This is a genomic window from Ancylobacter aquaticus, assembly GCF_004339465.1.
Lineage (GTDB): Bacteria > Pseudomonadota > Alphaproteobacteria > Rhizobiales > Xanthobacteraceae > Ancylobacter > Ancylobacter aquaticus.
In genome coordinates, this window is record NZ_SMFY01000001.1 from 289,782 (window position 1) to 314,093 (window position 24,312).

At 67.8% G+C, this 24,312-nt stretch carries 22 protein-coding genes; 8 read left to right on the plus strand and 14 right to left on the minus strand.

Features of this window, described 5'->3' with window-relative positions:
• The first annotated feature begins 49 nt into the window (after positions 1-49).
• Positions 50-1,057 (plus strand): aldo/keto reductase, encoded by a 1,008-nt coding sequence (locus EV667_RS01440; protein WP_131833559.1) that lies wholly within the window; start codon positions 50-52, stop codon positions 1,055-1,057.
• Positions 1,058-1,069: 12 nt separating this feature from the next.
• On the opposite strand, the gene EV667_RS01445 is transcribed toward EV667_RS01440, so the two are convergent.
• The 5 genes from EV667_RS01445 to EV667_RS01465 form a co-directional block, all read right to left on the minus strand.
• On the minus strand, positions 1,070-1,951 hold the full coding sequence (locus EV667_RS01445) for a carbohydrate ABC transporter permease (protein ID WP_131833560.1): 882 nt from the start codon (positions 1,949-1,951) through the stop codon (positions 1,070-1,072).
• A gap of 126 nt (positions 1,952-2,077) precedes the next feature.
• Complete coding sequence (locus tag EV667_RS01450; protein ID WP_131833561.1) at positions 2,078-3,355, minus strand: extracellular solute-binding protein; 1,278 nt, start codon at positions 3,353-3,355, stop codon at positions 2,078-2,080.
• A 78-nt stretch (positions 3,356-3,433) separates the two neighbouring features.
• Entirely contained in the window at positions 3,434-4,231 is a 798-nt protein-coding gene (locus tag EV667_RS01455; RefSeq protein ID WP_131833562.1) for a carbohydrate ABC transporter permease, read from the minus strand.
• Between the two features lie 13 nt (positions 4,232-4,244).
• Positions 4,245-5,396 (minus strand): ABC transporter ATP-binding protein, encoded by a 1,152-nt coding sequence (locus EV667_RS01460; protein WP_131833563.1) that lies wholly within the window; start codon positions 5,394-5,396, stop codon positions 4,245-4,247.
• A 175-nt stretch (positions 5,397-5,571) separates the two neighbouring features.
• The gene (locus EV667_RS01465) at positions 5,572-6,372 is read right to left on the minus strand and encodes an SDR family NAD(P)-dependent oxidoreductase (protein WP_131833564.1); all 801 of its coding nucleotides are present in this window, start codon (positions 6,370-6,372) and stop codon (positions 5,572-5,574) included.
• A gap of 162 nt (positions 6,373-6,534) precedes the next feature.
• Between EV667_RS01465 and EV667_RS01470 the strand changes: the two genes are divergently transcribed.
• From EV667_RS01470 to EV667_RS01485, 4 genes are read left to right on the plus strand one after another with little or no spacing between them, the layout of a single operon-like run.
• Positions 6,535-7,395, plus strand: a complete 861-nt coding sequence (locus tag EV667_RS01470; protein WP_131833565.1) for a DeoR/GlpR family DNA-binding transcription regulator — start codon at positions 6,535-6,537, stop codon at positions 7,393-7,395.
• 37 nt (positions 7,396-7,432) lie between these two features.
• Positions 7,433-8,233, plus strand: coding sequence for a BtpA/SgcQ family protein (locus EV667_RS01475; protein ID WP_131833566.1), 801 nt, complete (start codon positions 7,433-7,435; stop codon positions 8,231-8,233).
• A 30-nt stretch (positions 8,234-8,263) separates the two neighbouring features.
• Positions 8,264-9,760: an FGGY-family carbohydrate kinase gene (locus EV667_RS01480; RefSeq protein WP_131833567.1), complete on the plus strand. Its 1,497-nt coding sequence runs from the start codon at positions 8,264-8,266 to the stop codon at positions 9,758-9,760.
• Positions 9,757-10,395: an HAD family hydrolase gene (locus EV667_RS01485; protein WP_131833568.1), complete on the plus strand. Its 639-nt coding sequence runs from the start codon at positions 9,757-9,759 to the stop codon at positions 10,393-10,395. Before EV667_RS01480 ends, EV667_RS01485 begins: the two co-directional genes overlap by 4 nt.
• Position 10,396: 1 nt before the next feature.
• Here EV667_RS01485 and EV667_RS01490 read toward each other — a convergent pair whose 3' ends face one another.
• The 7 genes from EV667_RS01490 to EV667_RS01520 all read right to left on the minus strand — a co-directional run bounded on the left by EV667_RS01490 (position 10,397) and on the right by EV667_RS01520 (position 17,727).
• Positions 10,397-11,650 carry an aspartate aminotransferase family protein gene (locus EV667_RS01490; protein ID WP_245516059.1) on the minus strand — a complete coding sequence of 418 codons (1,254 nt, stop codon included), beginning with the start codon at positions 11,648-11,650 and terminating at the stop codon, positions 10,397-10,399.
• Positions 11,651-11,724: 74 nt separating this feature from the next.
• Positions 11,725-12,762, minus strand: coding sequence for a phosphotransferase enzyme family protein (locus tag EV667_RS01495; RefSeq protein WP_131833570.1), 1,038 nt, complete (start codon positions 12,760-12,762; stop codon positions 11,725-11,727).
• A gap of 3 nt (positions 12,763-12,765) precedes the next feature.
• Positions 12,766-13,575, minus strand: a complete 810-nt coding sequence (locus EV667_RS01500; protein ID WP_131833571.1) for a DeoR/GlpR family DNA-binding transcription regulator — start codon at positions 13,573-13,575, stop codon at positions 12,766-12,768.
• The gene (locus EV667_RS01505; protein WP_131833572.1) at positions 13,572-14,366 is read right to left on the minus strand and encodes an ABC transporter permease; all 795 of its coding nucleotides are present in this window, start codon (positions 14,364-14,366) and stop codon (positions 13,572-13,574) included. Before EV667_RS01505 ends, EV667_RS01500 begins: the two co-directional genes overlap by 4 nt.
• A gap of 3 nt (positions 14,367-14,369) precedes the next feature.
• Positions 14,370-15,287 carry an ABC transporter permease gene (locus tag EV667_RS01510; RefSeq protein ID WP_131833573.1) on the minus strand — a complete coding sequence of 306 codons (918 nt, stop codon included), beginning with the start codon at positions 15,285-15,287 and terminating at the stop codon, positions 14,370-14,372.
• A gap of 2 nt (positions 15,288-15,289) precedes the next feature.
• Positions 15,290-16,402: an ABC transporter ATP-binding protein gene (locus EV667_RS01515; protein WP_131833574.1), complete on the minus strand. Its 1,113-nt coding sequence runs from the start codon at positions 16,400-16,402 to the stop codon at positions 15,290-15,292.
• A gap of 170 nt (positions 16,403-16,572) precedes the next feature.
• A complete protein-coding gene (locus EV667_RS01520; RefSeq protein WP_131833575.1) occupies positions 16,573-17,727 on the minus strand; it encodes an ABC transporter substrate-binding protein in 1,155 nt (384 codons plus the stop codon).
• A 251-nt stretch (positions 17,728-17,978) separates the two neighbouring features.
• Here EV667_RS01520 and fabG point away from each other — a divergent pair, with 251 nt between their 5' ends.
• Positions 17,979-18,758, plus strand: coding sequence for a 3-oxoacyl-ACP reductase FabG (fabG, locus tag EV667_RS01525; RefSeq protein ID WP_131833576.1), 780 nt, complete (start codon positions 17,979-17,981; stop codon positions 18,756-18,758).
• A 13-nt stretch (positions 18,759-18,771) separates the two neighbouring features.
• Here the strand turns inward: fabG and EV667_RS01530 are convergent, their stop codons facing one another.
• Positions 18,772-20,034: a porin gene (locus tag EV667_RS01530; protein ID WP_245515933.1), complete on the minus strand. Its 1,263-nt coding sequence runs from the start codon at positions 20,032-20,034 to the stop codon at positions 18,772-18,774.
• 142 nt (positions 20,035-20,176) lie between these two features.
• On the opposite strand from EV667_RS01530, the gene EV667_RS01535 reads away from it, so the two are divergent.
• Entirely contained in the window at positions 20,177-22,216 is a 2,040-nt protein-coding gene (locus EV667_RS01535; protein ID WP_131833577.1) for an NAD(+) synthase, read from the plus strand.
• A 34-nt stretch (positions 22,217-22,250) separates the two neighbouring features.
• Here EV667_RS01535 and EV667_RS01540 read toward each other — a convergent pair whose 3' ends face one another.
• The gene (locus EV667_RS01540) at positions 22,251-23,255 is read right to left on the minus strand and encodes a PfkB family carbohydrate kinase (protein ID WP_245515934.1); all 1,005 of its coding nucleotides are present in this window, start codon (positions 23,253-23,255) and stop codon (positions 22,251-22,253) included.
• 95 nt (positions 23,256-23,350) lie between these two features.
• On the opposite strand from EV667_RS01540, the gene EV667_RS01545 reads away from it, so the two are divergent.
• Positions 23,351-24,196: a fumarylacetoacetate hydrolase family protein gene (locus EV667_RS01545; RefSeq protein WP_131833578.1), complete on the plus strand. Its 846-nt coding sequence runs from the start codon at positions 23,351-23,353 to the stop codon at positions 24,194-24,196.
• Positions 24,197-24,312: the final 116 nt, after the last annotated feature.

Sequence of the window (24,312 nt, forward strand, 5' to 3'; positions counted from 1 at the left end):
CGCCGGAGGGGCTATCAATGGCCGCCTGATTTGCCCGATGGAGGACCCCATGCTTACGCGCACACTCGGAAATGACGGGCTCGACGTGTCGGAGATCGGTTTCGGCTGCATGGGGCTGACGTCCTCCTATGGCACCGCGCCGGCCCGCGAGGATGCCGCCGCGCTGTTGCGCGCTGCTGTGGAGCGGGGCGTCACCCTGTTCGACACCGCCGAATTCTATGGTCCGTTCGTCAATGAGGAACTGGTCGGCGAGGCACTGGCGCCGCTGCGGGCGCGGGTGAAGATCGCCACCAAATTCGGCTTCAAGATAGAGCCCGGAACGAACCGCCGGATCGGCGTCGACAGCCGGCCCGACCATATCCGCGCGGTGACGGAGGCTTCGCTCAAGCGGCTGCGCACCGACCATATCGACCTGCTCTACCAGCACCGGGTCGACCCCGACGTGCCGATCGAGGACGTTGCCGGCACGGTGGGCGAGCTGATCCGCGAAGGCAAGGTGCTGCATTTCGGCCTGTCGGAGGCCGGGGTCGGCACCCTTCGCCGCGCCCATGCGGTGCAGAAGGTCACGGCACTGCAGAGCGAATACTCGCTGTGGTGGCGCGAGCCCGAAGAGGAGATATTCCCCGTGCTGGAGGAACTGGGCATCGGCTTCGTGCCCTTCAGCCCGCTCGGGCGCGGCTTCCTCACCGGCGCGATGGACGCCTCGACCACGTTCCCCAAGGGCGACATGCGCGCCAGCCAGCCGCGCTTCACGGCCGCGGCGCTGGCCGCCAACCAGGCGCTGATCGACGTGCTGCGCGAGGTGGCGGCGGCGCGGGGCGGCGAGGGGGCTGTCGCCACGCCGGCACAGATCGCGCTCGCCTGGATTCTGGCGCAGCGGCCATGGATCGTGCCCATTCCCGGCACCACCAAGCTGCACCGGCTGGAGGAGAACATCGCCGCCACGCGGATCGCGCTCGCTCCGGGGGAGCTGGCGGCGATCGACCGGGCGCTCGCCGCCATCGCGGTGGAAGGCGCGCGCTACCCGGAAGAGCAGATGCGAATGATCGACCGCTGATCGGCTCTGACGTCAGCGCCGGCGTTCCAGCGTGGCGAAGAACAGGATGGTGAGCCCGAGCACGATCAGCAGCAGCACGAAGGCGGCGGCGGCGCCCTCGTTCAGGTGCAGGCCGAGGAAGGCGCGGCGGTAGGCGAAGAAGCTGAGCACCTCGGTGGAATTGCCCGGCCCGCCCTTGGTGAGGATGTAGGGCAGGTCGTAGGTGCGGAACTCGTTGATCAGCTGGATGATCACCGCGATCGCCGCCACCGGCCGCAGCATCGGCAGGGTGATGTACCAGAACTGCTGCAGCGGCGAGGCGCCGTCCACCTCCGCCGCCTCATAGGGGTCGCGCGGCAGCGAGGCGAGGCCGGCGGCGAGGATCAGGATGACGAAGGAGGTCTGCTGCCAGATGTCGATCGCCGCCATGGTCCACAGCGCGAAATCGGCATTGCCCAGCCAGTCGACGCGGGGCAGGCCGAGGCTTTCCAGCAGCTGGTTGGCGATGCCGAGATTGGGCTGCAGCAGCATGCGCCAGATCAGCGCCACGCTCACCGGCGACATCGCCATGGGAATGGTGAGAATGGCGAAATAGACCGGCTTCATCGTCACCGCCCGGTTCAGCATCAAGGCCACGCCGAGACCGAGCACGAATTCCCCCGTCACCGTGATGACGGAATATTTGATGGTCAGCCACAGCGCGTCCCAGAACAGCGGGTCGCTCATCACGATGGTGAAGTTCTTCAACCCCGTGAGGGGCAGCAGCATCGGCTTGAGCAGGGTCAGCGAGGAGACCGAGATCAGCGCCGCATAGACCAGCGGCAGGCCCATGACGATGGCGAGGGTCATGAGCCCCGGTGCCGCGAAGGCCCAGCCGGTGCGCCAGTCCCGATCCGCCAGTGCCGCAAAGCGCATGCGCGTCGTCCGTTCCGTCGTAAACATGTCGAGAAAGAGACCGGCGCGCCAGCCGACGAGGGGGAAGGCTGGCGCGCCGTATGGCCGGGACTCTGCGGGGCTCACGCAGCGTCCCGGCCGATGGGGTCACTTGTTGAGCAGCTGGGTCAGGCCGTCGGCGGCCGCCTTCAGCGCGTCCTCGGGCTTGGCCTGCCCGCCGGCGGCGAGCGAGAGCTGGGCGCCCAGCACGTCCTCGTACTGCGCCGAATAGGCGAAGATCGGGAACGACTTGCCGGAAGCGACGACCTCAAGGCCGGTCTTGTAGAAGGGGTACTTCTTCAGCACCGCCGCGTCCTCGAACACGTCCGAGCGCACCGGCGCGTGGCCATCCATGGCGCGGGCGATGGAAATCTTCTTGCCCTGCACCCAGGTGATGAACTTCCAGGCCGCGTCCTTGGATTCATCCGACGTGTTCTTCGGGATGCCCCAGCCCCAGCCGCCGCTCTCGCCATGGCCACCAGGCATGACGGAAAGCGCCAGCTTGCCGGCCACCTTCGGGCACTTCTCGGCATTGTCGAGCTGCGGCAGCATCCACCAATAGGTGACCATGCTGAAGGCTTCGCCCGCGCACATCAGCCGCATCGTGTCGTCAAGCGTGGCGGAGAGCGCGCCCTGCTGCGCGCCCTTCTGCACGTTCTCGGCATAGGCCTTCAGCGCGGTCAGGCCCTGCGGGCTGTTCAGCACCACCTTGCGGTCGGCATCGAGATAGGCGCCGCCGGCGGAAAACAGGTAGTTGGAGTATTCCATCGCGTTCGGGTCGCCGCGCTGGCCCTGCATGGCGGCGCCGACGACCGGGGTGTTCGCCTTGAAGAAGGCGGAGAGCGCGACATACTCGGCCAGCGAGGTCGGGAGCGCCAGTTCCTTGCCGGTCTTGGCCTTGTAGTCCGCCTTGATCTTGGGATCGTTGACCAGATCGGTGCGGTAGATCAGGCCCATGGAGTAATTGTACATGGGCAGGATCGGCGTCGCGTCCTTCGTCTGGCCGAGCAGTTCCAGCATGGACGGGATGAACGGCTTCAGGTCGAAGCCCGACTTGGCGATGTAGGGGTTCAGGTCTTCCAGCCAGCCGGCCGCGGGGAATTCGCCCGCCCACAGGAAGTCGACTTCGAGCAGGTTGTAATAGCTTTCCGGCGAAACCAGCTGGGCGACCAGCTTGTCGTGCATGTCGCCATAGCCGATCTTCTCGAACTCGACCTTGATGCCGGTTTCCTTCTCGAATTCCGGCAGCAGCTTCTCGATGATCTGCGTCTCCGGCACGTCCTCCATCAGGGCGCGCAGGGTGACGTTCTGGGCATGGGCCGGGCCGGCCACTGCGAGAAGGGTGGCGCCGAGCAGCGCCGCCTTGAGGCTACACTTAAACTGCATCTCGTTCTCCTGTTCCTCTGGAACGGGCTTTGCCCGCCGTGTTGGCGCACGCCCGAATGGGCGCGGCAGAAAGGTCCGTCACTTCACGCTGCCGAAGGTCAGCCCCTGGACGATGAAGCGCTGGATGAAGCGCGAGGCGATCACCAGCGGCAGCACGGCCAGCACGACGCCGGCGGAAACCTTGGCGATCTGCACGCCGTTGGAGGTCTGCAGCGAGGCCAGCGCCACCGGCACGGTCGCGGTCTGTGGACCGCTCAGCACCAGCGCGAACAGGAACTCGTTCCAGGTGAGAATGAAGCCGAGCACGCCCGCCGCCGCGATGCCGGGCAGCGAGACCGGCAGCACGATGCGCCAGAACGCGCCCCAGGCGGTGGCGCCATCGGTCTGGGCCGCCCATTCGAGATCCACCGGAATGCCCTCGAAGAACCCCATCAAAATCCAGATGAGGAAGGGCAGGTTCACGGCGGCATAGACGATGATGAGGCCGGTCAGCGAATTGGTGAGGCCGACGGTGCGCAGCAGGGCAAAGGCCGGCAGCACGATGGCAACCGGCGGCAGCATCTGCGTCGCCAGCACGGCGAAGCGCCCGGCGCGGCCGCTGGTCTTAAAGCGGGCGAAGGCATAGCCGGTCATCGCCGCGAAGGGCAGCGCCACCACTACCGAGCCGAAGGCGACGATCAGGCTGTTGAGATAGGACTGGCCGTAGCGGGTGGAGGTGAACAGGTCGACATAATTGTCGAGCGTCACCGCCGGCATCAGCTCCGGCGAATAGGACAGGTGCTCGGGCAGCAGGCTGGTGCGAATGACCCAGAGCAGGGGCACGAGAATGACGGCGCAGGCGAAGAGAAGGCCAAGGTGAAGTCCGATGCGCCGCATGCCGCCCCCTCCCTCAGTTCGTCACGAGGCGGAGGCTGGGACGGGGAAAGGCCCGCGTCGTCTCCGGATCGAACAGGTGCATGGGGAGCGGGTCGAGATAGAGCGGCACGCGCGCGCCCACCGGCGCGGTGAAATGGCGCGAGAGACGGGCGGAGATTTCCTGCGGCTTGGCCGTGTCCTTGCCGCCCCCATCCCCGGTGCCGAGCTGGCCGACGAGGATGTTCTCCACCCCCAGCGATTCCATTGCCACCACCGCCACCTCAATGCGGGCGAATCCCGGCTGCGGCGCCTCGTGCAGGTCTTCCGGGCGCAGGCCGAAAATCACCGCGCGTCCGGCCAGCGGGGCATAGGCGGGCCGATGCATCGGCGGCACCTCGACGGTGAAACCGTCGCCGACCACCACCAGCCCGTCGCCACGCCCCTCAACCCGCGCGGGCACCAGGTTCATCGGCGGGGTGGCCAGGAAGCGGGCCACAAAAGTGTCGACCGGGTCGGCATAAACCTCCAGCGGCTTGCCGACCTGGATCATCCGCCCGTCGCGCATGATGCAGATGCGGTCGCCCATGGTCATCGCCTCGACCTGGTCGTGGGTGACGTGGACGATGGTGCGCCCCAGCCGGCGGTGCAGCTTGACCAATTCCAGCCGCATCTCCGCCCGCAGCTGCGCGTCGAGATTGGACAGCGGCTCATCGAGCAGGAAGGCGACGGGATCGCGCACGATGGCGCGGCCCAGCGCCACGCGCTGGCGCTGCCCGCCGGACAGCGCGGCGGGGCGGCGGTCGAGATAGGGGGTGAGGCCGAGCAGGCCGGCGGCGTCGCGGATCTTCTCGTCGATGACGGCGCGCGCCACGCCCCGCATCTTCAGGCCGAAGCCCATATTGTCGCGCACGCTCATATGCGGGTAGAGCGCGTAGGACTGGAAGACGACGGCGATGTTGCGGTCGCGCGGGGCGACATTGTTCACGCAGCGCCCGCCAATGCGCAACTCGCCCGAAGTGATGCCCTCCAGCCCGGCGATCATGCGCAGCGTCGTCGACTTGCCACAGCCCGAGGGGCCGAGGAAAATCACGAACTCGCCGTCTCCAATGGAAAGGTCCACGTCGCGGACGCCATAGGCGCCGTTGGCGTAGAGCTTGGAGACATGATCGAGTTCGATCGACGACATCAGCGATCCTTTGCCCGCAGGGGCAGGGCCCCGCCACGCGGAGCGGAGGGAAGAGGAGAACTCCGCCCGGTGCTTGGCTGGCGCGCGGAGTGTAAGCGGACAAAAACGAACATCACAAGTCTTAAAACGAACGAGGCTCGCTAAATTTCGATCACGTCGTGTCCGGGTTGCCGGCTCAGGTCGTGTAGACGCCGCCGGTCACGTTGACGCCCTGTCCGGTCATGAAGCGCGCCTGCTCGGAGGCGAGGAAGACGACGACGTCGGCCACGTCCTCCGGCACTTCCAGCCGGCCGAGCGGGGTCTGGGCGATGTAGTCCTCGATCACCCGCTCTGGCGTCACGCCGCGCAGCGTGGCCTCCCATTCGACCTCGCGCGATTGCATGCTCGTCTTCACGAAGCCGGGGCAGACGGCGTTGACGCGGATGCCGTGCGTGGCGAGTTCGCGGGCCAGCGCCTGGGTCCAGCCGAGCACGGCGAATTTCGAGGCGGAGTAATGCGCCAGGAACGGCGCACCGACCTTGGCGGCGAGCGAGGCGGTGTTGACGATGCAGCCCTTGCCATGCGCCACGAAGTGCCGGGCGGCGATCTGGTTGGTCAGGAAGACGCCGCGTGTGTTGACGTCGAAATTGAAATCCCATTCCTCGTCGGTCAGCTCCAGCGCCGCCCGCATGGTGGAAACGCCAGCATTGGCGACCAGCAGGTCGCAGCCGCCGAGTCCTTCCAGCACCTGGGCGAAAGCAGCCTCGACCGAGGCGCGGGCGCGCACGTCGATCTCCACCGCGATGGCGCCCCCGCCCAGCGCGGCCGCCGTTTCCTGCGCCGCCGCCAGATTGATGTCGCCGATCGCCACCCGCACACCCTGCCGGGCCAGCGCCACGGCGATGGCCCGCCCGATGCCCGCCGCCGCCCCGGTGACGAAGGCCAGCCTGCCCTTCAGCTCGTGATAGGAGGGGGCGGGCGCGGCGGTCGGACTCATGCGAAACTCCTGATGTTCGCTCGTCAGCCTATACGAACATAGACGCACATCAAGTGCATTCTTGTGTTTGATCTTGTGCGATCCTTCGATTAAACAGAATGAGCCGACCGGCCGCGAATCCGCTTCTCTGCAACGGACCCGCGATCAGGCAGGGGGGTAGCGATGGCCGAAGACGTGTCTTTCCGTGAGAATGCCCTGGCCGAGGCGCCCGCGGGCGAGGACCGTCCGCGCCCGCTCTCGCATGTGCGCCACGCCCGCATTCTCGATCATCTCGCCGCTGCCGGCTCCGTCGGCGTCGCCGCCCTCGCCACCGAGCTCGGCGTGTCCGACATGACCATCCGCCGCGACCTGCTGGAGCTGGAGCGCGAAGGGCGGCTGGTGCGGGTGCATGGCGGGGCGATGCTCGCCGAGGCACCGGCCAGCGTCGCCATGGACAGCGAGGAGCCGCGCTTCGACGCCCGCCTGCGGCGCGGCAGCGAGGCGAAGGCGGCGATTGCCGCCTGCGCCGCCGGCATCATCGCCGGCTATCGCACCTGCGCCATAGATGTCGGTACCACCACCTATCTCATGGCCGCGCATCTGCGCGAGGTCGGCCATCTCAAGGTCTTCACCAACAGCCTGCGCGTCTCCACCCGCCTCGATGGCGGCGCGCCGGAGGTCTATGTCGCCGGCGGCCGGGTTCGGGCGGAGGAAATGTCGGTGTGGGGCCCCACCGCCGTCGCCCAGTTCGAGAAGCTGTGGTTCGACGTCGCCGTGCTCGGCACCTCGGGCATCACGGCGGAGGGCTTCTTCGACTACTCGTTCGAGGACACCGACATGAAGCGCGTCTATCTGCGCCGGTCGGGGTTCAAGATCCTTTTGTGCGACAGCGCCAAGTTCCAGCGCATGTCGCTGGTCCAGGTCGGCACCCTTGCCGACATCAACCTGCTCATCACCGACGCCGAGCCGCCCTCGCGCATCGCCGCGGCACTTGCCGCCGCGCGTGTCGAGGTGCGCATCGCGCCGCCCGCCGCCGGACATTGAGGCGCCCCGCGCGCCGTCCCCTCAAGGAGTAGTTGGAATGGTTTTCGAGTGTTTCGGCGACAAGAAGAAGGTCGTCATCGCCATGGCCCATATCGGCGCCCTTCCCGGCGCGCCGCTCTATGATGCCGATGGCGGCCTCGACAAGCTGATCGAGGGCGTGCTCGCCGATGTCGAGAAGCTGCAGGCCGGCGGCGTCGACGCCATCATGTTCGGCAATGAGAACGACCGCCCTTACGTCTTCAAGGGCTCCCCCGCCTCCATCGCCGCCATGTCGGCCATCGTGCAGGCGGTGAAGCCGAGCCTGAAGGTGCCGTTCGGCGTCAATTATCTCTGGGACCCCGTCGCCACCGTCGCCATCGGCGCCGTCAGCGGCGCCTCTTTCGTGCGCGAAATCTTCACCGGCCTGTTCGCCTCCGACATGGGCCTGTGGGAGCCGAATTGTGCCGAGGCGGCGCGGCTGCGCCACGACCTGAAGCGCGACGACATGAAGATGCTCTTCAACATCAATGCCGAGTTCGCCCATTCGCTCGACCAGCGCCCCATTGAGCTGCGCGCCAAGAGCGCGGTGTTCTCCTCCATCGCCGACGCCATTCTCGTCTCCGGCCCGATCACCGGCCAGCCGGCCGACCAGTCGCACCTCAAGAAGGTGGCCGAGACGGTGACGGACGTGCCGATCTTCGCCAATACGGGCGTCAACGTCGACAATATCCGTGACATCTTCTCGGTCGCCTCGGGCGTGGTCATCGGCACCCATTTCAAGGTCGACGGCAACACCTGGAACGCGGTGGAGCAGGCGCGGGTGTCGCGCTTCATGGACGTGGTGAATTCCATCCGCTGAGTTGGCCCCCTCCTCCTGCCCGGTTGCTTCATGAGCTGCGTTCTCGGCCTCGATATCGGCACCACCTCCACCATCGGCCTGCTGCTGAAGCTGCCGGGGGAGATTCTCGCTGTCGCCTCGCGGCCGGTGACGCTGACCTCGAAGCATGCTGGCTGGGCCGAGGAAGACCCCGGCGAGTGGTGGGAGAATGTCTGCGCCATCACCCGCGAACTGGTGGAGCGCGCCGGCATCGACCCGGCCGAGATCGCCGCCATCGGCGTCACCGGCATGCTGCCGGCCGTGGTGCTGCTGGACGGGGAGGGCCGCCTGCTGCGCCCTTCCATCCAGCAGAGCGACGGGCGCTGCGGGGCGGAAGTGGCCGAGTTGCGGGCCGAGCGCGATGAGGCCGGCTTCATCGCCAAGGCAGGCAACGGCATCAACCAGCAGCTCGTCACCGCCAAGCTGCGCTGGATCGCCCGCCACGAGCCTGATGTGTTCGCCCGCATCGCCACCGTGTTCGGCTCCTATGACTATGTGAACTGGCGCCTCACCGGCGAGCGGGCCGTGGAGCAGAACTGGGCGCTGGAGGCCGGCTTCGTCGACGTTTCCCGCCACGCCATCGACGACGATCTCGTCGCCTGGGCACGGATTCCGCGCGAGGCCGTGCCGCGCAAGACCGCCTCGCATGAGGTGATGGGCCGGGTCTCGCCCGAGGGCGCGCTTGAGACCGGCCTTGCCGCCGGCACGCCTGTTATCGGCGGCGCCGCGGACATGATCGCCTCGGCGCTCGGTGCCGGGGTGACGCAGCGCGGCGACGTATTGCTCAAATTCGGCGGCGCCATCGACGTTCTGGTCGCCACCGACCAGGTGAAGCCGGACCCGCGACTTTATCTCGACTACCACCTCATTCCCCGCCTCTACATGCCCAATGGCTGCATGGCGACCGGCGGCTCGGGGCTGAACTGGTTCGTGCGCAACTTCGCGGGCGGGGAGGCGAGCGCCGCCGAGAAGGCCGGGCTCAGCCTGCACCAGCATCTCGACGCTCTCGCGCAGGCCCGTCCGGCGGGTGCCGACGGGCTGACCGTGCTGCCCTATTTCCTCGGCGAGAAGACGCCGATCCACGATCCCGCCGCGCGCGGCGTCATTGACGGGCTCACCCTTTCGCACGATATCGGCCATGTCTGGCGGGCGCTGCTGGAAGGCTATGCCTATGCCTGCGCCCACCATGTCGAGGTGCTGGCGGACATGGGGCATATGGCCGGCCGCGTGCTGGTTTCCGATGGCGGCTCGAATTCCCTTGTGTGGATGCAGATTGTCGCCGACGTGCTGCAAAAGCCGGTGCACCGGCTGAAGGGGCATCCCGGCTCCTCGCTCGGCGCCGCGTGGACGGCGGCGGTCGGCATCGGCGCGGCGACCTGGAGCGGCATTTCCCGCTTTGTCGAGCAGGACGAGACGCTGCAGCCGAACCCAGCCTATGCCGCGACCTATGCGGCCGGCTATGCCCGCTACCGCGACCTCTATCGCCGCCTCGAAGGCCGGCCCTCATGAGCCGCCGCCCGCTCAAGGCCGTCGCCTGGGATATCGACGGCACGCTGATCGACAGCGAGCCGCTGCACCATCGCGCCCTCGTCGCCGCCAGCCGCACGTTCGGTGCCGACCTCTCCGACCTTCCGGACCAGGCGTTTCGCGGCATTCATATGGGCGATGTGTGGAAGCAGGTGCTGCCCCGCATGCCGGCCGAGACCGCCGAAGCCGACTGGGCGGCACGCATCGACGCCCATTATGTCGACAACCGTGCCAGCCTGATCGCACTGCCGGGCGCGGTCGCCACCATTCGTGCGCTGGCGGCGCGTGGCGTGGCGCATGCCTGCGTCTCCAACTCCAGCCGCTCCGTGGTGGACGCCAACATTGCCGCTCTCGGCATCGCGGACGCGATTTCCTTTTCGATCAGCCTCGACGACGTGGCCCACGGCAAGCCCGACCCCGAACCCTATCGTCGCGCGTGCGAACGGCTGGGCCTGCCGCCGGAAAGCGTGGTGGCGGTGGAGGACAGCTTTTCGGGCGCGCTCTCCGCCTGCGCGGCGGGGCTTTATGTGGTCGGTTACACCCCCAGCGGCGGCGGCTTCGAGAGCGTCGACCTTGAGATCGACCGGCTGGAAAGCCTGCTGGCGCTGTTCGCCTGATCTAAGCCAGCAGTTCTTCCAGCGTGTCGACCAGCGCATCCGCATGTGCGGTGGTCACGCAGAGCGGGGGACGGATCTTCAGCACATTACCATAGCGGCCGGCGGCGCCGATGAGGATGCCGCGCTGGCGCAGGCCGTTGATCAGCCCCTTGGCGAGGTCCGGCGCCGGCCCCTTTTCGGTGCCGAACTCGACCCCGAGATAGAGTCCGGTCCCGCGCACGGCGGTGATCGGCGCGTGCGCCTGCAACCGTCTCAGCCGCGCGGCGAGATGCCGGCCGACGCGGGCCGCATTGGCGATGAGGTCGTCCTCCTCGATCGCCTCCAGCACGGCAAGCCCGGCGGCGCAGGCCACCGGGCTGCCGGCGAAGGTGTTGAAATAGCCGAAATCGGCGCAGAAGGCGTCGAGCAGCTCCGGCCGGGTGACGAGGCCGGCGATCGGGTATCCATTGCCCATCGGCTTGCCCATGGTGACGATGTCAGGCACCACGCCATGGCGGGAGAAGCCCCACATACCCTCGCCGGTGCGCCCGAAGCCCGGCTGCACCTCGTCGGCGATGAACAGGCCGCCGGCGGCGCGCACCACCTCCACCGCCGCTTTCAGGAAGCCCGGCGGGTCGGCATAGACGCCGTCGGAGGAAAAGATGGTGTCCACCAGCAGCCCGGCAAAGCCGATGCCGTCCGCTTTCAGCGCGGCGATCTCCGCCTTCACCGCGTCGGCAAAGCCCTGTGCCACATCATTGCCGAACAGCGCCGGGTCTGGCGCCGGCACCATGCGGACATGGCGCGGCGGCGCGCCGGTTCTGTAGGAAGAGGGCGAGACCTCGGTCACGGTGGCGGTGTTGCCGTGATAGGCGGTGCGGCTGACGATGATGCCCTCGCCCCCGCTCACCTTGCGGGCGAGCCGCAGCGCCAGGTCGTTGCTCTCGCTGCCCGTGCAGGCCAGCACGACATTGCTCAGCTCGGCCGGAAAGGTGGCGAGCAGCTTTTCCGCATAGTCGTGCGCCACGTCGAACAAATAGCGCGAATGGGTGTTGAAGGTGCCGATCTGCGCCCGCACCGCTTCCACCACCTTGGGGTGGCAATGTCCGACGGTGGGGACATTATTGTAGAAATCGAGATAGGCCCGCCCATCGGACGCATGGATATACGCACCCTCCGCCCCCACGATGCGCAGGGGCTCGTCATAGAACAGCACCGAGCCGGCGCCGAAGGCGCGGCGGCGGCGGTCCACCAGTGCGGCGACGTCGGGCGCCATCGGACCGCCGGAGCCGGAAAAGGCGTTCAGCGAGAGGATCTGGAGTTCCTGCTGCTCCTGAGGATTCGGGCTCTTCACGAGGCCGCCCTCCCGGCTGCAGCGCCCATTTCCGGCGCGTCGTAGGTGGCGAGAAAGGCGCGGGCGAGGTCCACCGTGCCGTGGGTATAGCCCTCGCCAAGCGCCTGCGCGGTCGGGGTTTCCGCATGCGAGGCGATCCACGCCGTGAGCAGCAGCCGGCGCAGCATGATGAACACCGGGAGGATGGCGCAGTCGTCGTCCGTGAGCGGCGCCACGCTGCGATAGCCCTCGATCCACGCCGCCTGCAGCGTCGGGATATAGGGCTCATGCTCGCTGAAGCTGACGGCGGAGGCGAAGTCGTAGAGATACCAGCTGAAGCCGCAATCGTCGAAATCGATCACCGACAGCCTGTCGCCCTCGACCAGCAGATTGGCAAGGCGCATGTCGGCATGGACGAGGCCGAAACGCTTCTCGCCGGTGCCGTAATCATCCAGCAGGTCGCGCAGCACCGCGTCGGTGCGCTCCAGCACGGCGCGGCCCGCAGTCGTGAGGCCGGGCGCGGCCCGCCAGTCGCCCCACAGCTTCACCTTGCCCAGCATGGCGTCATAGTCCCAGCGCTTGCGGGTAAAGCCTTCCGGGCGCTGCCAGCGCCGCGCGTGCAGATGCAGCCGTGCATTGATGGCGCCAAGCTCGCGGTACCAGCGGGCGAGGTCGTCGCCCTCCGCCGGCTCGCGCCCCGGCACCCGCTCGAACGCCACCGCGTGCCGCCGCGTGCCGCCCTCGTCGAGTTCGGCGATAAGGCTGCCCTCGGTCTGCGGCACCGGGGTCAGCGTCGGCACCACCTGCTCGCGGCCGAGCGCGCTCAGCCAGGCGAGTTCGGATTCGATCTCGGCGCGGCTGTGATAGCCCGGCCGGTGGACGCGGAACACAATTTCGCGCCCCGTGGCGCGGTCCTGGGCGCGGAAGGTGGCGTTCTCGGAAATCGTGAGAAGCCGAAGCTCGGTCTCGCCCGAAAGGCCCCAGCGCGGCAGGGCGGCGCGCAGCGCGTCTTCGATGCGCGACAGGAAGGCGGCGTCATAGATCGGCTGGGTCATGCTCTACGTCTCGGCAACGGTGATTTCGACCCGCGCCCGGCCGAGCGCGCGCGCCATGGCGCCCTCGGGCGCCTGGTCGGTGACGAGGTGCTGGATGTCGGGGATGCGCGCCCAGATGGCGAGCGAGGGCACGTCGAATTTCTGGTGGTCGGAGACGATGATGGTCTGCGCCGCCCGGTTCATCATCGCCCGGTAGACGAAGGCGGCGTCCGGCTCGGCGTCGGCGAGGCCATCGGTGGTGATGCCGGAAATGCCGAGAATGGCGCGGTTCACATTGTAGTTCTGCAGGAATTCGCCGGTCTCAACCCCCACCATCATGCCCTCGCGGGCGTTGTAGCGGCCGGGGCACATGATGACCTCGATGGTCGGGTTGGCGGAAACTACCGTCGCCACCGAGAAGGAATGGGTGATGACGGTGAGATCGCGACACGCGGCGGCCATGCGTCGGGCGACATGGGTGGTGGTGGCGCCGGCGCCGATGGCGATCACTTCCTTCGGCTTGATCAACTGCACGGTGGCGGCGGCGATGGCCTCGCGCTCCGCCACCATCAGCCCGTGCCGCTCGGTGACGGAGGGCTCGGAAGCGAAGGGCCGTACCGCGCCGCCATAGGTGCGGTTGATCAGGCCCTTTTCGCCAAGCTCGAACAGATCGCGCCGGATCGTTTCGGTCGAAACGTTCAGCTCGGTGGCGAGATCGCCGACGCGCAGCGTGGCCGAGGCGCGCATTTCGGCGAGAATCCGCGCCTGCCTCGCCGCCTTGTCGAGGCGGGGCGTGGGGCGGCCGGCCCGGGCGAGCGTGTCCCCCATGCTCATGCCGCCGCCCGCCGCCGCAGCAGGATGCCGACGAGCCCACCCGCCAGCAGCAGGCCCGCCGCCCCCAGCGTCGCCATGGTGCCGAGCGCCGGCACCATCGGCGTGTAGCCGGCGACCATCTTGGCGTAGAGCCATTCGGGAATCGTCGAGTCCGCGCCCGTCGTGTAGAGCGAGAGCGGGAAGTTGCTCCAGGAGAGCAGGAACGCGAACAGCATGCCGGACCAGATGCCCGGCCACAGCAGCGGCAGCGTCACCTCGCGAAAAACCTGCGTGCGCGAGCAGCCGAGGTCATAGGCCGCCTCTTCCAGCGAGGGGTCGAATCCGTAGACCTGGATGGCGATGACGAGCGTCACCACGGGCACGATCCAGATCATGTGGGCGAACACCGCCGTCATCCAGCTGGTCTGGATGCCGACGGCGTTGAAGCCGAGCAGCATGGCGAGGCCGAGCACCGGCTGGGGGAAGAAAATCGGCAGCAGGATGAGCTTCTGGTAGAGCTTGCGGCCCTTCCACTCATAGCGGGCGAAGGCCAGCGCCCCGAAGGTGGCGATGACGACGGAGAACACCGTCACCAGCAGCGCGATCGAGATCGAGGTCTTCACGATCATGCCGATCTCGATCGAATCCAGCGTCTTCTGCCACCATTCGGTCGAGTAGGTTTTGATGGGGAAGCCGAAATACCGGCTCTTGTTGAAGCTCGCCAGCGCGCCGCAGACGATGGGCAGGTAGATGGCGACGAGGACGAACAAGGTCCACGACCAGATCGCGGCATTGGTGCGCTTGTGGCCCATGGCTCAGCGCCTCCCCAGCATGCGGTCGAGGTCCAGCTTCGACAGGGCGAACAGGGTGAGCGCGCCGATGAAGAAGGTGACGACCACCGCCAGTGCGGACCCCAGCGGCCAGTTCTGCGAATAGGTGAAGGCGATCTCGATATCGTGCGAGATGACGATGATCGACTGGCCGCCGAGGATCTTCGCCTCCGCCGTGGCGCCGATGGCGAGCACGAAGGTGAGCAGCATGCCGATCAGGATTCCCGGCATGGCGAGCGGCAACTCGATCTCGCGCCAGATGAACAGCCGCCCGGCGCCGAGGTCGCGCGCGGCGTCGACGAGGTCGCGCGGCACGAGCGCGAGGCCGAGCGTCATCGGAAACAGCATGAAGGGCAGGTAGGTATAGACCATGCCGAAGAGGGTGATGCCGGGCGTGTACAGCACCTCCGGCCCCCCGGGGAGGCCGAGCCATTTCAGCGTGCCGTCGAGCACGCCGCTCTTGATGAAGAACAGCACCCAGCCATAGAGCCGCACATTCTCCGAGACGAAGAGCGGGAAGACGAAGAGCACGCTGATCAGCGCCGACCAGCGGCCGAAAACGAGGTTCAGCCCATAGGCGATGGGATAGGCGACCACCGCCAGAATCGCCACGGTGAGCAGCGCCAGCCCGCAGGACCAGAAGAAGGACAGCCACACCGTGTTGGAGGTGTCGAACAGGGTGGCGAAATTTGCCAGGGTGAAGCTGGCGAACACATCGAAGCTGCGCGGCGTAGCGAAGGCATAGCCGAAGATCGCCACCAGCGGGGCGAGGAAGCCGATGCCGAGCAGGATGGCGACAGGCAACGCGCAGCGCGCGCCGACCGACAGCATCCGGCCCCGGCGAAGCTGCGCGGCGCTTTCCGCGGCGGCCTCGCTTGGCGAGGCAATGGCGAGGTCGGCCATGCTCAGCTCTCCAGCGTGAAGGCGTCGGCAGCGTCCCAGCCGAGCGTCACCCGGCGGTCGGCGCTGGCGGGCAGCGCGCGCCCGCGCGACAGCTCGACCAGCATCACCTTGGCCCCGACGCGCACCTGATACTGGATGCGCGAGCCGAGCGAATATTCGTTGTAGACCACGCCTTCGAGTCGGTTGTCGGCGCTCTCGCCGGGGCCGAGAATCCGCATGAATTCGGGACGCACCACCACGAAGGCCTCGTCCAGCACCGCACCGTCGCGCGGCGGCGCCAGGGTGAAGGTGCCCGGCACGTCGACGCCTTCCCAGGTGCCGTCCGGCCTGCGCTGCACCTTGAGCGTGTTCACCTCGCCGACGAACTCGCAGACGAAGCGGTCGACCGGGGCGCCGTAGATTTCCTCCGGCGTGCCGATCTGCACGATGCGGCCGGCGCGCATGACGCCGATGCGGTCGCTCATCACCATCGCCTCTTCCAGCGAATGGGTGATGTAGATGAAGGTCTTGCCGGTTTCCCGGTGCAGGTCCTTCAGCTCCTTCTCGAGCGTCTTCTTCAGCTTGTAGTCGATGGCCGAGAGCGGCTCGTCGAAGAACAGCACTTCCGGGTCATAGGCGAGCGCGCGGGCCAACGCGACGCGCTGGCGCTCGCCGCCCGAGCACTTCATCACGTTCTTGTCGAAGTAGCTTTCCGGCAACCGGACGACGCGCATGAGTTCCAGCGCGCGCGCCTTGCGGGCGGCCGCATCCACGCCCTTTACCTTGAGCGGGAAGGCGATGTTTTCGCCCACACTCTTGTGCGGAAACAGCGCCAGCGACTGGAAGACCAGGCAGGTCGGCCGCTTGTTGGGTGGCACGTCGTTGATGAGCTGGCCGTGCAGGGTGATGTTGCCCTCGCTCGGTGTGTCCATGCCGGCAAGCATGCGCAGCAGCGTGGTCTTGCCCGAGCCGGAGGGGCCGACAATGGTGAGGAACTCGCCCTCGCGCACGTCGAGATCAATGCCCTCGACGGCGGTGAAGGTGCCGAAGCTTTTGCGGATGCCGACAAGCTGGAGGATGGGCTTGGGCGGCGGCAATTCGGCGCTCTGCGGGTCGGCCGGAATGGTCTGGAGCATCAGGTCTTCCGTCATGGGCCGGTGGCGGACGGGCGCCGCCGGGGAAAGGCGAAGGAAGGACGCTGGCGGGCGCTGCCTGCGTCCTTCGAGGCCCGGCGCCGAGCGCCGGGCACCTCGGGATGACGAGGGCCGATTTCGACCCTCACGCTGAGGTGCGGGGCGGAACGCCCTCACCCCCGCAGGCGCTTGGCGGCGTTCATCAGGTCCAGCGCCTTGTCGTAGTCCGGCACGATGTCGTACTCGGCCGAGCGGTCCATCTCTTCCTGCAGGCTGTCCCACTGGATGGCGTCCAGCTCGTCCTTGGTGAAGAGGTCGAAGCAGGCCTTGTTGCCCATCTGCGAGACCGGGTTGAAGGTGCCTTCGGCGAAGGCCACCTTGTGCGCGACATCCGGCGCCTGCACATATTTCAGGAAGTCGAGCGCCAGCGGCGAGAGGTTCGGGTTGTTCACCGTCGAGGTGATCTCGATCCAGGCGATGCCGCCCTTGCCGCCGGGCAGCGGGCCCTTGAGCGGGGTGATGCCGCGCAGATTCGGGTGGCCGTCGGCGCGGGCGGGGGAGACCGAATAGGTGCCGCCGGTCATGTGCAGGTCGATCTCGCCGGAGATCAGCGCCTGGTTCATCGAGGCGATGTCGCCGATCAGCTTGGCGCCCTTGAAGACCTTCTTGGCGGTTTCCTCGAACGTGGCCATCTCGTCCGGCGTGTGGACCTTGAACGGGTCGATGCCGGCGATGATGAAGATGTTGAAGACGTTCCAGTCGTCGGATTCGAGAATGCCGTATTTGCCGGCGAGCGCGGGGTCGTTGAACAGGTCCCAGCCGGTGTCTTCCGCCGTCTTGCGCGAGATCTTGTCGGTGTTGACGACGTAGCTATAGGGCCCGAAGCGCTGGGCCATGCCGATCAGCTCGGCGCCGTCCTCGCTCATCGCCCATTTGTAGGGCGGCTTGAACATGGGCAGCATGGTCTCGAAGAACGGCTCGAACTCCGCCTTGGGCAGCGGCTTGATCAGCTTCTCGGGCAGCATCACCTTGCGCGCCCAGGGATTGTTGACGTTGATCAGGTCCCAGGTGTTGATCTCGCCGGCACGCAGCCGGTTGATCATGGTGGGGTCGTTGGTCAGGCTTTCCGCCTTCACCGTCGCCCCGGTCTGGGAGCGGAACGGGTCCAGCACCTGGGCGGAGTTGTAGCCCTCCCAGCACAGGATGTTCAGCTCCTTCTCGCGCGCGGCGAACGCCTTGTTGGCGTTGAACAGCGGACCGGCGGCGGCGAGCGCGGCAACACCCGCTCCCATGCCCTGCAAGACCGACCTTCTCGAAATATGCGCCATCTCGAAGTCCCTCTGGATTGTTGGCGCGGAACCTTGGGCGGCCGCGCATTCGTTCGGCATCCGGCGTGGGCGGATGTGGGAGACATGTTGGACTGTGTGTGATCCTAAACATCTGGATTTGGGCTTTACAACACTAAATTTGCGGCTCAACCTGATGAAAAGGCAGGCAGCCTGTTTTGACGGCATGCCGGCTGCCGGCGGTATGGTTTGCCGGGAAACAAACTCCAGAGATCAGTCGGGAATAGCCGCTTATGTTCACGTCGCTTGAAGGCAAGACCGTCATCGTCACCGGCGCCAGCAAGGGGATCGGGCGTGGCCTCGCGCTCCGCTTCGGCCAGGCCGGGCTCAACGTGCTGGTGGTGAGCCGTTCGCTCGCCGAGGCCGAAAAGGTGGCGGCCGAGATCGGCGAGAGGGCCTCCGCCTTCGCCGCCGACGTGACCAAGGCGAATGACATGGCGGCGATGGCTGAGGCGGCGCTGGAGCGCTACGGCTCCATCGACGTGCTGTGCGCCAATGCCGGCATCTTCCCCGCCGCCAAGCTCGGCGAGATGACGGGCGATGATTTCGACCATGTCATCGGCACCAATCTCAAGGGCACCTTCCTCACCGTCTCCGCCGTGCTGCCGGCGATGAAGGCGGCGAGGAAAGGCCGCATCATCATCACCTCTTCCATCACCGGGCCGATCACCGGCTTTCCCGGCTGGACCCATTACGGGGCCTCAAAAGCCGGGCAGATGGGCTTCATGCGGACGGCGGCGATCGAGCTGGCGCCCTGGAACATCACGGTGAATGCGGTGATGCCGGGTAACATCCTCACCGAGGGCATGGAGGGCATGGGCGAGGCCTATATCGCCTCCACCGCCGCCTGCGTGCCGATGAAGAAACTCGGCACCGTGTTCGATATCGCCAATGCCGCGCTGTTCTTCGCCAGCGAGGAAGCCGGCTACATCACCGGCCAGGGCATGGTGATCGACGGCGGGCAGGTGCTGCCGGAATCGCCGATGGCGCTGGACGAGATGGGCGCGCCCTGACGCCGCGCCGACCTCAGAAGGTGGTGGCGAACATCAGCATGAGTTCGCTCGCCGCCCGTGAGGCCAGCGCCGGCCCCTGCGTGCCGGGGCGGAAGCCATCGGCCTCGTAGAGGTTGTAGTCATATTGCAGCGTGACCGCGAACGGTCCCGCCGGCGCCCATGTCAGGTTGGCACCGGCATTCCAGTTGCCGATGCCGGTGGCGCCATAGGTGATCTGCGCCAGCGGGTCGGCGATGTCGAACCGTCCATAGCCGCCGAAAAAGGCCGAGTTCCAGGTCGGGCTCCAGTTGTGCAGAAACTGGCCGACCGCGCTCCAGCCCGCCACCTTCGACAGGGAGCCGTCGAGCCGCTGGAAGGCATCGGGCGCCGAAAACCGGCCGCCGGGGTCGACCAGCCCGAGATAGGAGGTCGCCCCGTCGGCATAGGCGGCCTGCAGATAGAGCGTGTCGCCCGACGCGATGAAGGGCAGGTTGAACATCACGCCGGCCTGCAGCGCATAGCCCCACTCCCCGGTCGATGCGCCGGTGCGCTCGCTCAGGGGCGCTTGCGCGATCTGGTGCAGCGCGCCGGATAGCTGGAAGTTTCCCCAGTCGCCGGTCTGGCCGAAGGTGGCGACGATCTCGGGCCAGCGCGCGGCCCCACCCGCCTCCGCATCGTCGCCAGCGGCGAAGTCGGGGCCACTCGCCACCACCGGCAGGATGCCATTATCGCGCTGGCTCGATCCTTCGAGCGAAAGCTGGGCGACAAATCCGTCCGCCAGGTGCCAGCTATAGCCGAGCACGGGCAGCTGGGTCTGGTCGCCGATGGTCACTGGGTCGGTGCCGAGCACATTGGCGTTGGCGTAGAAGTCGAAGAAGGACTGGAGATAGCCGAAGGTGAAGCCGGCAAATTCGATGCGCATGTCGTAGGGCTGGAAATCAGCCCCGTCCGCGAGCCCGGCGCCCCAGGGATCGGCGGTGCGCCAGATGATCCGCAGGTCGGCATAGGAGCGCAGCGTGCCGTATTCGGTCCGCGTGCGGGCGTCGGTGACGAAGCCGAAGGTGGACACCCAATAGTTGCGGGCATTGGCGGCGGGATAGTCGGTGTAGCTGTTGGCGTAGGTTTCGGCCCAGAGATAGCCGCCGAGCCGCAGGCAGGTGTCGGACCCGGGGATGGTGGTGAAGCCCGGCCCTTCCACCGTGCACGCCTTGACGGCGCGAGCGGAAGGCGAGCCCGGCGGCTCCGCCGCGTGGGCATGCGGGGGCGGGGCTACAAGCAGCACGGCGAACCCTGCCATGCACAGTGCCGCTGCGCCGCGCCGGCGGCGAGCGGGCGGCGGCCTTCGTCGGCGCGCACGGCACAAGGTCGGTGCGGCTTTTGCTGGTTCGCGGCGCATGAGCGGTTAAATATCAGCCCATTATTGCATTGATGAGGGCGTAATGGCCGATTCGCACTGTCTCTATCGCCACGGCTTCCTGCGCATCGGCACCGGCGTGCCGCGGGGGCGGGTGGCCGATCCGGCCTTTGCGCGGGGCGAGCATCTGGCGCTCGCGCGCGACGCCGACGCGCAGGGCATTGGCGTTCTGCTGTTTCCCGAACTCGGCCTGTCCTCCTATGCCATTGACGACCTGCTGTTTCAGGACGCCCTGCTGGACCGGGTGGAGGCGGAGATTGCCGAACTCGTCGCGGCTTCGCGCGAACTCTTTCCGGTGCTGGTCGTCGGCGCGCCGCTGCGGCGCGAGGGGGCGCTGTACAACAGCGCGGTGGTGATCCATCGCGGCGCCATCCTCGGCGTGGTGCCCAAGAGCTACCCGCCGAACTACCGCGAATTCTATGAGCGCCGCCATTTTGCTCCGGGGCTTGGCACCTCGGGAACGATCGCGGTCGCGGGCCGCGAGGTGCCCTTCGGCGTCGACCTGCTTTTCCGCGCGCAGGGCGAGGTGCCCTTCACCTTCCATGTCGAGATCTGCGAGGATCTGTGGGTGCCGTTGCCGCCGTCCACGCGGGCGGCACTGGCGGGGGCGGAGGTGCTGCTGAACCTCTCGGCCAGCAACATCACCATCGGCAAGGCGCGCCACCGCCGGCTGCTGTGCGCCAGCCATTCCGCCCGCTGCCTCGCCGCCTATGCCTATTCCGCCGCCGGGCCGGGCGAATCCACCACCGATCTCGCCTGGGACGGGCAGGCGGCGATCTTCGAGAATGGCGACTGCCTCGGCGAGAGCGAGCGCTTCCCCATGGGGCCCACCCTGCTCGCCGCCGATATCGACCTGGAGCGCCTGCGGCAGGAGCGCATGCGGACCAACACTTTCGGCGACTGCGTGCGCGACGAGGGCACGGGTGCATTCCGCGCTGTTGGTTTCGACCTCGGCGCTCCGCCCGCGCCGGCGCCGCTGCAGCGGCTGATCGAGCGCTTCCCCTATGTGCCGGCCGACCCCGAGCGCCTCGCCGAGGATTGCTATGAGGCGTACAACATCCAGGTGCAGGGCCTCGCCCAGCGGCTCGCCTCCTCCGGTGTGCGGCGGGCGGTGATCGGCGTTTCCGGCGGCCTCGATTCGACGCAGGCGCTGCTGGTGGCGGTGCGGGCGATGGAACGGCTCGGCCGCCCGCGCATGGACATTCTCGCCTATACGCTGCCGGGCTTCGCCACCTCCGAGGCCACCCGCGCCAATGCGCAGGCGCTGATCGACAGCCTCGGCGTTACCGGCGGCGAGATCGACATCCGCCCGGCGGCGCGGCAGATGCTGGCTGATCTCGGCCACCCCTTCGCGCAGGGCGAGCCGGTCTATGACGTGACCTTCGAGAACGTGCAGGCCGGGCTGCGCACCGACTACCTGTTCCGCCTCGCCAACCAGCAAGGTGGGCTGGTGGTCGGCACCGGCGACCTTTCCGAACTGGGGCTCGGCTGGTGCACCTATGGCGTGGGCGACCACATGTCCCATTACAACGTCAACGCCTCGGTGCCGAAGACGCTGATCCAGCACCTGATCCGCTTCGTCGCCGCCTCTGGCGACGTGTCGGACGAGACCGCGCGCGCTTTGGAGGCGGTGCTGGCCACCGAAATCTCGCCCGAGCTGGTGCCGGCGCAGGCCGGCGCGACCATCCAGTCCACCCAGCAGGTGGTCGGCCCCTATGCGCTGCAGGACTTCAACCTCTACTACCTCACCCGCTACGGCTTCCGCCCCTCGCGCATCGCCTATCTCGCGGCGCATGCCTGGGGGGACGCGGCGCGCGGCGCGTGGCCGGCGAATATTCCGGCCGAAGACCGGCGCGCCTATTCCCGCGCCGAGATTCGGCACTGGCTAGCGCTGTTCCTCAAGCGCTTCTTCGCCAACCAGTTCAAGCGCTCGGCGCTGCCCAACGGGCCGAAGATAAGCTCGGGCGGCTCGCTCTCGCCGCGCGGCGACTGGCGAGCGCCCTCAGACGCCGGGGCGCAGGTCTGGCTGGACGAACTCGACGCCAATTTTCCCGACGAGGGTTGAGGCGCTCGCCCTGGCGCGAGGGCGGAGCGCCGGGTCAGCCCGTGGCGACCAGAGCGGTGGCCAGCGGCAGCGGCGCCGGCCGCAGGAAGCCGGCCGCGCCGGCAAGCATCCGCCCGGCAATCTCGCTGCCGCGCCGCACCGCCGCCTGCGGCGGCTCGCCGGCCATCCATCCGTCGATGAAGCCGGCGGCGAAGGCGTCGCCCGCCCCCGTCGTGTCGGGCGGCGTCGTGTGGTCCGGGGTGGCGAGCGGCGGTACCGCGACGCTGCTGCGCCCCTGTGCCTGCAACAGTTGCACCGGCCCGGACCCCTGCGTCAGCACCAGCGCCGCGAGGCCCTCGCCGCCGATCTCCCGCGCATGACGGAAGGCGTCGGCGCCGGCGAACAGCGCATGGTCGGAGGCCGAGGCAATGAGGATATGCGCCGGCCGACGCTCCGTGTGCTCCAGCGGCACCTGCGCCACCACCTTTGTGCGCGCGGCCAGCGCGTCCAGCAGGCCGGGCGCGGTGCGGCGGATATTGACATAGGCCATGTCGACGTCGAGCGCGGGCAGGGCGGTGAGCCGGCGCGCCTCCGACGCGGCGGGGGCGATGATGGTGCGCTCGCCGGCGGCGTCGACCAGAATGTCCAGCGGTACGGTCGGCGCGTCGGTGTCGCGCAGGTGCCTGAGGTCGAACCCCATCGTCTCCAGCCGGTCCCGGCAGGCGCGGCCGGCAGCGTCGGTGGAGAGCGTGGCCACCAGCGTCACGCGATGGCCCAGCGCCAGCAGCGCCGCGCCGGTGTTGAAGCCGCCGCCGCCGAAGCGCAGCGCCACGTCGCTCCGGGTCAGCCGTTCGCCGGCCTGCAGCGGGGCGGCGAGCCGCCAGATGCGGTCGACATTGACGCTTCCGACCACCAGCACATGGCCCATGGCGATTTCCCCGGTGCGTGCGGCGCACGGCCGGCGCGCGCCCTGCGTCGAGCGATAGGAGAGCGGCCTCGATTCGACAAGCCGGCGCAGGCCGACTGCCGGCAAGGCAAGCCTCGACGCGGCGCGGTTCATCGCGCCCGGCCTCGACGCGGCCGGGCTTTGCCGGTAGGTCTTTGGCGCGCCCGGCAGGGCCGGCAGGTGGTTTCGACGGCAGGGAGACAGGGTCGATGAAGCTCGTTCGCTATGGGGACATCGGGCGCGAGCGCCCCGGCCTGATCGACGCGGCCGGCGTGCTGCGTGATCTTTCCTCGCTGGTGTCGGACATCGAGGGCAAGGCCCTGCTGCCGGAAAGCCTCGCCCGGCTGCGCGAACTCGACCCTGCGGACCTGCTGGCGGTCGAGGGCGCGCCGCGCCTGGGGCCGTGCGTCGGCGCGGTCGGCAAATTCGTCTGCGTCGGGCTCAACTACACCGACCACGCCATGGAGGCCGGACAGCCGATTCCCGAGGAGCCGGTGCTGTTCCTGAAGCCGACGAGCTGCATCGTCGGCCCCAACGACAATGTCGAAATTCCCCGTGGCTCGACCAAGACCGACTGGGAGGTCGAGCTCGGCATCGTGATCGGAAAGCCGGCTAAATATATCGCCGTCGAAGATGCCTATGACCATGTCGCGGGCTATTGCGTCGTCAATGACGTGTCCGAGCGCAGCTTCCAGCTGGAGCGCGGCGGGACCTGGGACAAGGGCAAGGGCTGCGACACGTTCGGCCCCATCGGCCCCTGGCTGGTGACGACCGACGAGATCACCGACCCGCAGGCGCTCGACATGTGGCTGGAGGTGGACGGTGTGCGCCGCCAGTCCGGCTCCACCCGCACCATGATCTTCGACGTGCCGACCATCGTCGCCTATGTCAGCCAGTTCATGAGCCTTCAGCCGGGCGACATCATCTCCACCGGCACGCCGCCGGGTGTCGGCCTCGGCATGAAGCCGCCGGTCTATCTCGCCCCCGGCCAGACCATGCGGCTCTCGGTCTCGGGCCTCGGCGTACAGGAGCAGCGTCTCGTCGCGGCCGGCTGATCGCCACCGGCGGGGTATCTGTGGCGGGGCGTTTGCGCCTCGGCTCTCGCTGTCCCGCCATCGGACAGGCGGCCGTCCTCCGCTTTATCCTGCGCCCCGTCTTCACTATCGTGAGG

Bases quoted from the DNA above. Each gene is read 5' to 3' on its own strand.
- EV667_RS01535 (WP_131833577.1), top strand. From the start codon at position 20,177: ATGGCCGATTCGCACTGTCTCTATCGCCACGGCTTCCTGCGCATCGGC.
- EV667_RS01485 (WP_131833568.1), top strand. From the start codon at position 9,757: ATGAGCCGCCGCCCGCTCAAGGCCGTCGCCTGGGATATCGACGGCACG.
- EV667_RS01460 (WP_131833563.1), bottom strand. From the start codon at position 5,396: ATGTCGTCGATCGAACTCGATCATGTCTCCAAGCTCTACGCCAACGGC.
- EV667_RS01500 (WP_131833571.1), bottom strand. From the start codon at position 13,575: ATGAGCATGGGGGACACGCTCGCCCGGGCCGGCCGCCCCACGCCCCGC.
- EV667_RS01455 (WP_131833562.1), bottom strand. From the start codon at position 4,231: ATGCGGCGCATCGGACTTCACCTTGGCCTTCTCTTCGCCTGCGCCGTC.
- EV667_RS01510 (WP_131833573.1), bottom strand. From the start codon at position 15,287: ATGGCCGACCTCGCCATTGCCTCGCCAAGCGAGGCCGCCGCGGAAAGC.
- EV667_RS01495 (WP_131833570.1), bottom strand. From the start codon at position 12,762: ATGACCCAGCCGATCTATGACGCCGCCTTCCTGTCGCGCATCGAAGAC.
- EV667_RS01450 (WP_131833561.1), bottom strand. From the start codon at position 3,355: ATGCAGTTTAAGTGTAGCCTCAAGGCGGCGCTGCTCGGCGCCACCCTT.
- EV667_RS01530 (WP_245515933.1), bottom strand. From the start codon at position 20,034: ATGGCAGGGTTCGCCGTGCTGCTTGTAGCCCCGCCCCCGCATGCCCAC.
- EV667_RS01540 (WP_245515934.1), bottom strand. From the start codon at position 23,255: ATGAACCGCGCCGCGTCGAGGCTTGCCTTGCCGGCAGTCGGCCTGCGC.
- EV667_RS01475 (WP_131833566.1), top strand. From the start codon at position 7,433: ATGGTTTTCGAGTGTTTCGGCGACAAGAAGAAGGTCGTCATCGCCATG.
- EV667_RS01490 (WP_245516059.1), bottom strand. From the start codon at position 11,650: ATGGCGCCCGACGTCGCCGCACTGGTGGACCGCCGCCGCCGCGCCTTC.
- EV667_RS01440 (WP_131833559.1), top strand. From the start codon at position 50: ATGCTTACGCGCACACTCGGAAATGACGGGCTCGACGTGTCGGAGATC.
- EV667_RS01545 (WP_131833578.1), top strand. From the start codon at position 23,351: ATGAAGCTCGTTCGCTATGGGGACATCGGGCGCGAGCGCCCCGGCCTG.
- EV667_RS01465 (WP_131833564.1), bottom strand. From the start codon at position 6,372: ATGAGTCCGACCGCCGCGCCCGCCCCCTCCTATCACGAGCTGAAGGGC.
- EV667_RS01515 (WP_131833574.1), bottom strand. From the start codon at position 16,402: ATGCTCCAGACCATTCCGGCCGACCCGCAGAGCGCCGAATTGCCGCCG.
- EV667_RS01505 (WP_131833572.1), bottom strand. From the start codon at position 14,366: ATGGGCCACAAGCGCACCAATGCCGCGATCTGGTCGTGGACCTTGTTC.
- fabG (WP_131833576.1), top strand. From the start codon at position 17,979: ATGTTCACGTCGCTTGAAGGCAAGACCGTCATCGTCACCGGCGCCAGC.
- EV667_RS01480 (WP_131833567.1), top strand. From the start codon at position 8,264: ATGAGCTGCGTTCTCGGCCTCGATATCGGCACCACCTCCACCATCGGC.
- EV667_RS01470 (WP_131833565.1), top strand. From the start codon at position 6,535: ATGGCCGAAGACGTGTCTTTCCGTGAGAATGCCCTGGCCGAGGCGCCC.
- EV667_RS01520 (WP_131833575.1), bottom strand. From the start codon at position 17,727: ATGGCGCATATTTCGAGAAGGTCGGTCTTGCAGGGCATGGGAGCGGGT.
- EV667_RS01445 (WP_131833560.1), bottom strand. From the start codon at position 1,951: ATGCGCTTTGCGGCACTGGCGGATCGGGACTGGCGCACCGGCTGGGCC.